The following is a 10,159-nucleotide window of genomic DNA, read 5'->3' as shown; positions in this document are numbered from 1 at the left end:
TAACCCTCAATGGTAGGTAAGTCCCTTTGTTTATAAGGTTTGCAGGTATGTTTATAGTATAGTTACCCCCATTGCTCAAATAGGAGATAAAAAAACGCCAGAAAAGGCGTTATTATGCGGTCTATAGTAATATTCGGGATATTGGGGTAGGCTGGCGGTAATAAAGTCTAAATACCCCCAATTAAAAGGGGATTCTACAGAGGAAAAATGGAAGATGAATGGTAATTAATGAACATTTCTTTTAATATAAGTCGAATGCCTTAAATCGTTGTAAATCCTTTCACAAATAGGCTTTTTTGGCTTTTTTTGTTCTATTCTTTCTTATACATTTCTATAATACCCCTATAATTATTCGTTCACTATTGTACCGTCTTTCATAAGAAGGCTTCTGTCAGCCATAGATGCAAGATGAGGATTATGGGTAACAATTATAAAGGTTTGATTAAATTCTTTTCTTAATTGATAAAAAAGTTGATGTAAGTCCTCAGCATTTGAAGAATCAAGATTTCCGGATGGTTCATCCGCTAAAATAATTTTAGGGTTATTCATTAATGCTCTAGCCACAGAAACTCTTTGCTGTTCTCCCCCTGATAATTCTCTTGGCTTATGTTCTAGCCGATGAGATAATCTAAGATAACTTAATAAATCTTTAGCTTTTTCAACAAGTTTCGATTTCGATTTTCCTGCTATCATTCCAGGAAGCATTACATTTTCTAAAGCAGTAAATTCTGGGAATAATTGATGAAATTGAAAAATAAATCCTATATTTTGATTTCTGAATAAAGAAAGTTCCTTATCTCGTAATTGGGTTATAGGAAGATTATCGATTTCAATAATACTATGGTATCTATCCGGATTAGAAGGTTTATCTAATGTTCCTATAATTTGTAAAAGAGTTGATTTACCCGCTCCCGATTCTCCTACTATTGTAACAATTTCCCCTTTTTTAATATGTAAAGAAACACCTTTTAAAACCTCAAGAGTTCCGAAAGATTTATGTATATTTTGAATAAGTACCATATAATATTTTATCAAAAATAATAAAAAATTAATGAATAACTATACTCATATCATTAGAGAGAATTTTACCGGATATTCCGTAAGGTTTCAAAATCATATAAATTTTATAATCTCCCTGAGGAATTTGAGATACATCTATATAAATAGTATTTTCAAAAGTGCTTTTAGCTGGAAGTATAATAGTATCATCGATAGGAATAATATTTTGTAGCTCAAAAGTTTTATCTTTTATAAATAAAAATGCAATTTCCTGATTCATTTCTTTTCCTAAATGAATTTCAGTATCATAAGGATTTTTCCATTTTATATCAAGAGTTTGAGTTAGATCTTCAGAAGATAAATTTGTCGGATAAACTGTACAACTAATTTTAGGATAAGAATGGAAGTCTTCAACAGTTTTATAAAATTCATTCTTTCCTTCTTCATCAAAAAGAAAATTAGAAGAGATATTCTCTAATCCGAAAAATGTAATTGTTTTCCCTTGAATTTTTTGTTCAGAATTCCATAGATCATATTGAGAGAATCTATGTATATATACTTGTAAACAATAAGAAGGCAGGTTCGTATAATAATTATATAAAGCTGCCTTTTGATAGCGTTCAAAAACGGCTATACCCTCATTCACTTCCTTAGCTTCTAAAACAAATTGCTTTAATTTATACATAGGTGTTTTATGTATAATGGTAGGAAAAAATAAAGAGATTCTTACTATAAATAGTATAATAATGTAAGCAAAAGAGAGCCGAATTATTTGAAAATTCTCTTTTTCTTTAAAGGTTAAGTAGGTTAAAGGAATTAAAGAAATAAATATAATTAAATTCCACTGGGGTTGGATTACCCTTGTGAATGAAAAAATACTAAAAAAAAGGATGGCTCCCAAACAAGACCATTTTAAAGATTTTGTCCAAGATAATTTTTTGTCCGAAGGTAATAAAACACTCTTTCCATAAAAATATATAAGTAAAGGATTTCCTATTAAAAGAATGCCGAGTATCCATTTTATAAAGGGATAATTTATAGATTTTTTCTTGGCCCTTTCAAAAAGATGATATTTGATAGTAACCCAATCGTGAGTATATTGCCAGTATAAATGAGGTGAAAATAGAAATAGAGATATGAATAGACTAAAATAAAACCATTTACTCCTTAAAAGTGAGGAAATAAAAGGTAGAAATGTTAAAGTAATAAGTAAAGCACCATGATATTTAGAATACATCATAAGAGCCATAGCTATACCCAAAAATAATGAATTTCTAAGAGTTTGCTTTTCAGTAAAAGCTTTCCATCTCCATATAAAGATAGAACTGAATAACAATAAAGGCGTATCAGGAGTGGAGATGAATCCTAATGTTTGAAAAAATCCGACAGACCCAAAAAGACCTAAAAACAAATAATTTTCTTGTAAAGTTTTAGGCTTAAGAATTATCAGCCAAATTATATAAACACTTAAGGAGGATAGAATAGAGAACATTCTTACCCCCAATGATCCTTGTACAATAAAATAGCCGATCTTGATAAATAAGGCAACCATAGGAGGATGATCGAAATATCCGAAATCCAGATGTTTAGACCATACCCAGTAATAAGCTTCATCATCAATTAAGGGCAGGGTTATGGATTGAAATATATTTAGTATGAATAATATACTTATAAATAATGCTTGGATTTTGTATGTGCTGGTTAATTTCATTAGAATTATTTATAATGTGTAAAATTATAATTAAATATTAATCCATATATATAAAAAACTTCTGGATCACAGTTGTGCCAGAAGTCAGTATTATACAGATATATTCTATTAAAAAAATAGAATAATCTTATACTTTATATCTCCACCCAAATGGATCCTCTAGTTCGTTTGTTTGAATTCCTACCAGTTGCTTTTTAAGAAAAACAGCATAGCTATCTTCATCAGACAATTGAGGCAATTCCATAATCGTATCCTTATAACCTAAGTGAGAATATCTTGATATAACAACTGCCGTACCACATCCGAAAATTTCTTTTAAATTACCGTCTTGATATGCTTTTACTATATTATCTACAGATATTCTTTCTTCAATTATATTTAGATTATGATGCTTGGCCAGCTTTACCAAACTATCTCTGGTTATACCGCTTAATATTGTTGTCGAAGTAGGAGGAGTATAAATGGTATCTCCAATTCTTACCATAACATTCATAGTACCGGATTCTTCAAAATAGCTATGACTTTTACTATCCGTCCAGATAACCTGATCGAAACCGTCTTTATTAGCTAATGCAGTTGGATAAAATGATGCTCCATAATTACCTGCACATTTGGTAAAACCAACCCCACCATCAACAGCACGAGTATAATAATCTTCAATCTTAATTTTTAAGGGTTTATCATAATAAATTCCAGCTGGGGAAGTCATTATCGCAAAAGTATATTTCTTAGATATTCTAGCAGAAAACATTTCCTCAGAAGCGTACATTACCGGACGAATATATAAAGAAATTCCAGGCTTAGTAGGAATCCATCCACGATCTAGGTCTATTAAAGCATACAATCCGTCTAAAAAAATTTCTTTCGGAATTTCAGGCATAGCAAGACGAACTGCAGATTTATTAAATCTCTCAAAATTATTTTCTGGGCGGAATAAAAATACCTCATTGTTTTTATCCTTATAAGCTTTCATCCCTTCAAAAATAGCTTGTCCATAATGAAGCGCCATTAAAGCAGGTGAATAATTCATCGATCCATATGGCATAATAACCGGTTCTCCCCATTTTCCATTTTCGTATTCACATATCAGCATATGATCGGAAATGTTCGCGCCAAACGGAGAATTATTTGGATCTATTTTATCTAATCGAGAATTTGCTATTTTATTTATTTTCATTACTTAATTATGATTACTTATCATCTTCAAAATTAATAAATAAATCATTTGATAGAATAAAAAGAGTTGTAATTTTGAGATGGATTATAATTTTATGCTGAAAAGAACTATTATAAATACGTTAGAAGGAACCAAAACTATACAGATTCCCGAATGGAATGAAACCTATCATTCTCGTCATGGTATTTTGCAAGAAGCTCAACATGTTTTTATTTCAAATGGATTAGAAAAGGTAAATGTACCTGTGATTTCAATTCTTGAAATGGGATTTGGAACAGGATTAAATGCTTTATTAACCTTATATGAGGCTCTAGAAAAAAGCATGAAAATTAGCTATTACACATTAGAGAAATACCCTCTTATTATGGATGAAATCAATCAATTACAATACGGTTCCATACTTAATTCAGAAAAAACTGAAGAATATTATAGATTACTTCATGAAGCTGAATGGGGAGTAAATACCCATCTCTGTGAAAATTTTAGTATAATTAAATATCAAACAGATTTTAAAAACTTGAAAGACTTACCGATATCAAATATAAATTTGGTTTATTATGATGCATTTGGAGCAAGAGTACAGCCCGAGTTATGGGAAGTAAACATATTTAAAAGCATATATGATACGATGACATCGGGAGGGCTTTTAACCACTTATTCCAGTAAAGGAAGTGCTCGTAGAGCAATGCAGAGTGTTGGTTTTGAGGTTGAAAAGTTAATAGGTCCCAAGGGTAAAAGAGAAATGGTCAATGCATGGAAAAGATAAATAAATTAAATGTACGAGTATATGCGCTATTAATGAAAGATAATAGCCTTATGTTTTTAAACGAAATGTACGCCGGTAAACAATTACTTAAATTACCGGGAGGTGGATTGGAACTAGGAGAGGGTACCATACAAACACTGGAGAGAGAATTTAAAGAAGAATTGAATTTAGACGTTACCGTAAAAGAACATTTTTATACACAGGATTTTTTCCTGGAATCGGAATTGACGCCGGAAAGTCAGCTACTTACTATTTATTATAAAGTAGATTGTCAAGATTTTTCAAATTTAAAAATTATAGAAAAATCAATAAAAGAAGTGGTTTGGATTCCTTTGGAAACTATTGAGTTAGATAAGATTCCACTACCTATTGATAAAATTGTAATTAAAAAGTTACTCCAAAAAAACTCCTTTAGTATTTAGAATGATTTTACCGATTATATTAATTTATTCTAAATATAAATTCTTTAAAATCAGTTATTTAGAATAAATCTTTAAATCTTAATTTATAATTTTGTATCAAAGTTTTTAAATAAAATAATAATTGATATGGAATTAAAATTAGCTAAATGTTGTGGTAATTGCGAACATTTTTTAAATGGACAATTATGTTCATTAAAAGAAGTTGCGGTAGCTCAAAATCAGGTTTGTAACTCATATGAATTTAAAGTAATTCATCATAGAGAAGATGATTGTTTGAAATGTTCCAAATTTCAAAAATCAACTTGTGCTCATCCAAAAGTAGCTAGTGAGGGTATTATGTGTACTGTATGGTATCCGAGAGCTACAGCTTCATAAGAAACGATAAAAAATGATTTTTTTAATATAAAAGAGCTGATTTTTCTAAAATCAGCTCTTTTTAATAAAGACAACTATAACAATTGCAATCAAAATTATTTTTAAAATATTTGGTAAAAGGGATATAATATTTATATATGTTAATATTTCCTATCAATGATATAAACTGATGGGAATTTATAGAAAGTAAAAGATTTGAAAATGATTGTTGTATAGGAATAAAAAAGAGAGCTCAATAAAATTGAGTTCTCTAAATTGATAAATTAATGTATTAAAGTATGAGAATTTTAGAAATTCTCTAAAAAGAACGCTTAAAATTATTTTCAATATTTTTTAATATTGACAACATAATGGTAATTTCTTGTAGTCGGAATCTTTAGCTTTATATTTTTCATTACTGTACCCTGACTTGGCAATTTTCTTTAAAATAGCAGATAAAGACGTTTTCGTATCATCATAAGTAATAGTTGCAATTTTTGTGCCCGGATCCCATATTACAAGAGAAATATTTGGATCAGAGCCGGCACTTTCGATAGTTTGTTTACACATAGTGCAATTACCGAAAACTTTTACTTTTTCAATCTTTTGATTGACATTTTGCGCTTTTATTTCTGTTAAAGAAATAAGAACCAAGCAAAGGACAAATATTTTACTTAAAAATTTCATATAAAGGAAAATTATTAGTTAACATCTAAGCTTAAATTATACTTTGACACATAAAAATTAAAAATATTAATTTTTTTACTGTGCTATTTCTAATGACATATTTTTACCATTAAAGCTTAATTGATTAATCTTTTTTAACAATTGGTCTGTATAATTAGCATCAACTTCAAAAAAAGTAAATTTATCCCGAATATCGATTTCTCCAATATCGGCACGTGCACCTTTCGTATTTTTGTTAATAAGATCAATAACAGTCACTTTATTAAGATTATCTCTTTTACCTAAATTAAAGAAAAATCGAGTAAAATTGCCTTGCCTTTTACTTTTTCTATTCCTTTTATTTCCCTCCCTTGAATCATTTCTATCCTTACGGTCTTTACCTTTTCTGCTGTTCGTAGGTTTTTTTCCTCTTTCGGCAGCTCTTTCATTTTTATCAATAGGAGCAATATCTTTTTCATTTTTATAGAATTCCCAAGTTGATTTTAATTCAAGGAACATAACCCTTTTATAAAGTTCTTCCTTGGAAATGTCAGATAAATCGGGAGTGTTAGAAACTTCAAATTCTTCAGAATTAAAATCGGATTTTAGAAGTTTGTCAGATAAATAAATTTCTTTCGCTTTCAAGATATCTTCCTTAGTAGGTATCTTCATTTCTTCTACCTTAATAGATGTCTCTTTTTTAATGCGATTAAACTTAATCATCTCGCTAGGACGAATAATAGCAATTGATTCTCCGTCTTTACCGGCTCTACCGGTTCTTCCGCTTCTGTGAATGAAAACTTCAGGATCATCAGGTAAAGAATAGTGGATTACATGCGTTAGATCATTTACATCCAATCCTCGAGCAGCTACGTCAGTAGCAACCAGTATTCGTAAATTTTTCAAACGAAATTTTTTCATAACCAAATCCCTTTGAGATTGCGATAAATCTCCATGAAGCGCATCGGCGGCATAACCTTGGTGCATGAGAAAATCAGCAATGTTTTGAGTCTCAACACGTGTTCTACAAAAGATAATCGAATATATGTCAGGATTTGCATCCAGTACTCTACGTAATCCATTATTCTTTTGTCTATCGCGTACCATTACAAATTTATGAGTAATATTTTTCTTTACTTCATTAATACCTCCTGCAGATATTTTTTGCGCGCCTTTCATATAATTTTTAGCAATTGCCTCTACTTGTTTAGACATGGTTGCTGAAAATAATAAGGTTTGTCTTTCCTTCGGCGTTTCTTTTAATATGGTTTCCAATTCGGCCTTAAAGCCCATAGATAGCATTTCATCTGCTTCGTCTAAAATTAACCATTGAATTTGGTTTATTTTTAGAACCCCTCTTTTTAGTAAGTCATTAACCCTTCCCGGAGTACCAATTATAAGTTGAGGATTATTTTTCAAACCTTTAATTTGTTCGGAAATATTTGATCCTCCATAGACAGCCAGTGAACGTATTTGAGATAAATATTTAGAATAACTGGCAATATCTTTAGAAATTTGTAAGCATAATTCACGAGTAGGACAAAGTATTAACGCTTGAACATGTTTTTGATAAGGATCAATCATTTCTAGAATCGGCAACGAAAATGCAGCCGTTTTTCCTGTACCGGTTTGTGCTAAAGCTATTAAATCTTCTTCCTTCGATAGTAAGTAGGGAATGGTTTGCTTTTGGATTTCAGTCGGTTGAGTATAACCCAACTCTGTTATGGCCTTTAACAAATCATCTGATAGGCCATACTCTTTGAATAAATTCATCAATAATTTTTAAAAATCAATACAAAGATATGATTTGTTTGTTAATTAACAATTGAAGAATTTAGATATTGTTTGTTTATTACAAATGAATTTATCCGTATTTAATGATTTCTTCTAACTTATCAAGATCTTTTATAATAATATCTTTACCCTTTGTCTTAATTAATTTTTCATTTTCAAACTTGGTTAATGTATGAATAATGCTTTCTCTGGAATATCCTATTACCTCGGCAATTTCTGCCCGTGACAAATAAATACCCTTATAATTTTTATTACAGAATTTCAAAATAAACATTGCCATAGCCCCCTCTACATTTTTAAAGCTAAGATTAATGAGCCAATCCATAGTTTCCCGCATTTTGAACTCTAGCTTATTGCTTATTTTAAGATAAAATGAGGTGTTCATTTCACAAATTTTTTTGAAGAGATTTTTTGGAAAAACCATTAATTTAGAATCGATGAGGGAGTGAGTGCTATACGGATAATGTTCCATTAAAATGTAATCCTTTCCTATAATCTCACCTTTACGCGCTATATAAACTATTTTCTTTTTATTTCCTAATTGGTAGGTCAATTTACAATAACCCTCTACTACAAAATATATATTTGCTGCAAAACTACCCTGTTTGAAGAGGGCCTCTCTTGAATCAAAATCAACAATGCTACAATTTTGAGATAGAAATATTTTTTCTTCCTCAGTTAACATTGTATAAAAAGGAATAGTAGTAATCAGCTCATTCATTTTTTAAAAAAGTAAAATATTTCACTTACAAAAGTAATTATATTGTTTTTAAAATACAAATAACATCACTCAAAATAAATTGTGAAATTTTTAATTATCTGTTTACATTTGCAATTATTAATCAATTAAAAGTAAGATTTGTTATAAATTTTATATTAATTGTTAAGTATAAATAAAATTATTTTTTTAGATGAATAACACTTTAATGATTTTGCTCGAATTTATGGTTGTGATGGCAGCCATATTTATCGGGGCAAAAAAAGGAGGTTTAGGATTAGGTATTTTTGGAGGTTTAGGATTGGCTGTATTGGTTTTCGTTTTTAAGCTGAAGCCGCAAAATCCACCTATTGATGTAATGTTGATGATTGTTGCAGTAATCACGGCAGCAAGTACACTTCAGGCATCGGGAGGCATTGATTATATGGTTAATATTGCAGAAAAGCTGCTAAGAGCTTATCCCCCTGCCATTACAATCGTGGCCCCTCTAGTATCTTACATTTTTACAATTATTGCAGGTACAGGTCATATTGCATATGCGCTACTACCTATAATTTCAGAGGTGGCAACAGATGCAAAAGTAAGACCAGAAAGACCTTTAAGTATTTCAGTTATCGCTTCGCAACAAGCAATTACGGCCAGCCCCATATCTGCGGCTACAGCGGCTTTGTTGAGCGTTATAATGGTTAAAAACCCTGAATTAAGGCTTATGGATATTTTGATGATATCTATTCCAGCTACTTTAGTGGGAGTTATCGTTGCTGCAATCGTTCAAATGTTTGTAGGAGTGGATTTGGAGAAAGATCCAGAATACCAAAAAAGGATCAAGCAAGGTCTTTTAGAGATTAAGGAGGATAACAAGAAAAAAGAAGTAGGGTTTGGTGCAAAATTATCCGTAATAATCTTTTTGACCGGAGTAATAGGAATAGTTTTATTCGGTTCTGTAGATGGAATAAAACCAACCTTCAATGGTGAACCAATGGCTATGCCTCATATTATTGAAATACTTATGTTGGCTGCTGCCGGATGTATTTTAATCTTTACTAAAACCAATGTAGAAAAAATTGCTACCGGTTCAATTTTTTTAGCCGGAATGCAAGCGGTAATTGCCATTTTCGGAATAGCATGGATGGGAGATACTTTTTTTGCAAGTAACTTAGACTTTTTCAAAGGTTTATTGACTTCAATGGTAATGGAGTATCCGTGGACATTTGCTATTGCTTTATTTTTAATGTCAATTATGCTATTTAGCCAGGCAGCAACAGTAAGAGCGCTTATGCCTTTAGGAGTTTCCCTTGGAATACCAATCCCTAGCCTAATCGCGATGTTTCCTGCAGTAAATGGATATTTCTTTATACCGAATTATCCAACCATAATAGCAGCAATAAATTTTGATCGTACCGGTACTACTCGAATAGGAAAATATGTGATCAATCACTCATTTCAATTACCCGGATTTATTGCAACCATTGTAGCAGTTAGTGTAGGATTTGGCTTGGCATATCTCGTATTTTAAATAAAAATCAACCATAAAAACATATAAATTAAATAA

Annotated in this window: 10 protein-coding genes; 4 read left to right on the top strand and 6 right to left on the bottom strand. The window is 30.6% G+C overall.

The window, feature by feature from the left end; all coding sequences use genetic code 11:
• Positions 1-348: 348 nt before the first annotated feature.
• The 3 genes from M3Z80_RS02735 to M3Z80_RS02725 form a co-directional block, all read right to left on the bottom strand.
• Positions 349-1,020, bottom strand: a complete 672-nt coding sequence (locus M3Z80_RS02735) for an ABC transporter ATP-binding protein (RefSeq protein WP_293917332.1) — start codon at positions 1,018-1,020, stop codon at positions 349-351.
• Positions 1,021-1,048: 28 nt separating this feature from the next.
• Positions 1,049-2,710: an ArnT family glycosyltransferase gene (locus tag M3Z80_RS02730; RefSeq protein WP_293917331.1), complete on the bottom strand. Its 1,662-nt coding sequence runs from the start codon at positions 2,708-2,710 to the stop codon at positions 1,049-1,051.
• Positions 2,711-2,837: 127 nt separating this feature from the next.
• Entirely contained in the window at positions 2,838-3,887 is a 1,050-nt protein-coding gene (locus M3Z80_RS02725; protein ID WP_293917329.1) for a branched-chain amino acid aminotransferase, read from the bottom strand.
• A gap of 79 nt (positions 3,888-3,966) precedes the next feature.
• On the opposite strand from M3Z80_RS02725, the gene mnmD reads away from it, so the two are divergent.
• From mnmD to M3Z80_RS02710, 3 genes are all read left to right on the top strand, one after another.
• Positions 3,967-4,653, top strand: a complete 687-nt coding sequence (gene mnmD / locus M3Z80_RS02720) for a tRNA (5-methylaminomethyl-2-thiouridine)(34)-methyltransferase MnmD (RefSeq protein WP_293917326.1) — start codon at positions 3,967-3,969, stop codon at positions 4,651-4,653.
• Positions 4,641-5,075: an NUDIX domain-containing protein gene (locus M3Z80_RS02715; RefSeq protein WP_293917324.1), complete on the top strand. Its 435-nt coding sequence runs from the start codon at positions 4,641-4,643 to the stop codon at positions 5,073-5,075. The genes mnmD and M3Z80_RS02715 overlap by 13 nt, the downstream gene beginning before the upstream one ends.
• A gap of 126 nt (positions 5,076-5,201) precedes the next feature.
• Positions 5,202-5,450 (top strand): hypothetical protein, encoded by a 249-nt coding sequence (locus M3Z80_RS02710; protein WP_293917321.1) that lies wholly within the window; start codon positions 5,202-5,204, stop codon positions 5,448-5,450.
• Positions 5,451-5,783: 333 nt separating this feature from the next.
• On the opposite strand, the gene M3Z80_RS02705 is transcribed toward M3Z80_RS02710, so the two are convergent.
• The 3 genes from M3Z80_RS02705 to M3Z80_RS02695 all read right to left on the bottom strand — a co-directional run bounded on the left by M3Z80_RS02705 (position 5,784) and on the right by M3Z80_RS02695 (position 8,610).
• On the bottom strand, positions 5,784-6,116 hold the full coding sequence (locus M3Z80_RS02705) for a heavy-metal-associated domain-containing protein (protein ID WP_293917319.1): 333 nt from the start codon (positions 6,114-6,116) through the stop codon (positions 5,784-5,786).
• A gap of 75 nt (positions 6,117-6,191) precedes the next feature.
• Complete coding sequence (locus tag M3Z80_RS02700; RefSeq protein WP_293917316.1) at positions 6,192-7,868, bottom strand: DEAD/DEAH box helicase; 1,677 nt, start codon at positions 7,866-7,868, stop codon at positions 6,192-6,194.
• 91 nt (positions 7,869-7,959) lie between these two features.
• Positions 7,960-8,610 carry a Crp/Fnr family transcriptional regulator gene (locus M3Z80_RS02695; protein WP_293917314.1) on the bottom strand — a complete coding sequence of 217 codons (651 nt, stop codon included), beginning with the start codon at positions 8,608-8,610 and terminating at the stop codon, positions 7,960-7,962.
• A 205-nt stretch (positions 8,611-8,815) separates the two neighbouring features.
• Between M3Z80_RS02695 and M3Z80_RS02690 the strand changes: the two genes are divergently transcribed.
• Positions 8,816-10,123: an anaerobic C4-dicarboxylate transporter family protein gene (locus tag M3Z80_RS02690; protein ID WP_293917339.1), complete on the top strand. Its 1,308-nt coding sequence runs from the start codon at positions 8,816-8,818 to the stop codon at positions 10,121-10,123.
• Positions 10,124-10,159 lie beyond the last annotated feature (36 nt).

The organism is Apibacter sp., assembly GCF_025291155.1.
In the GTDB taxonomy this organism is placed as follows: Bacteria; Bacteroidota; Bacteroidia; order Flavobacteriales; family Weeksellaceae; genus Apibacter.
The sequence above is the reverse complement of the archived record's forward strand: the minus strand, read 5'-3'. Positions and strand labels throughout refer to the sequence as shown.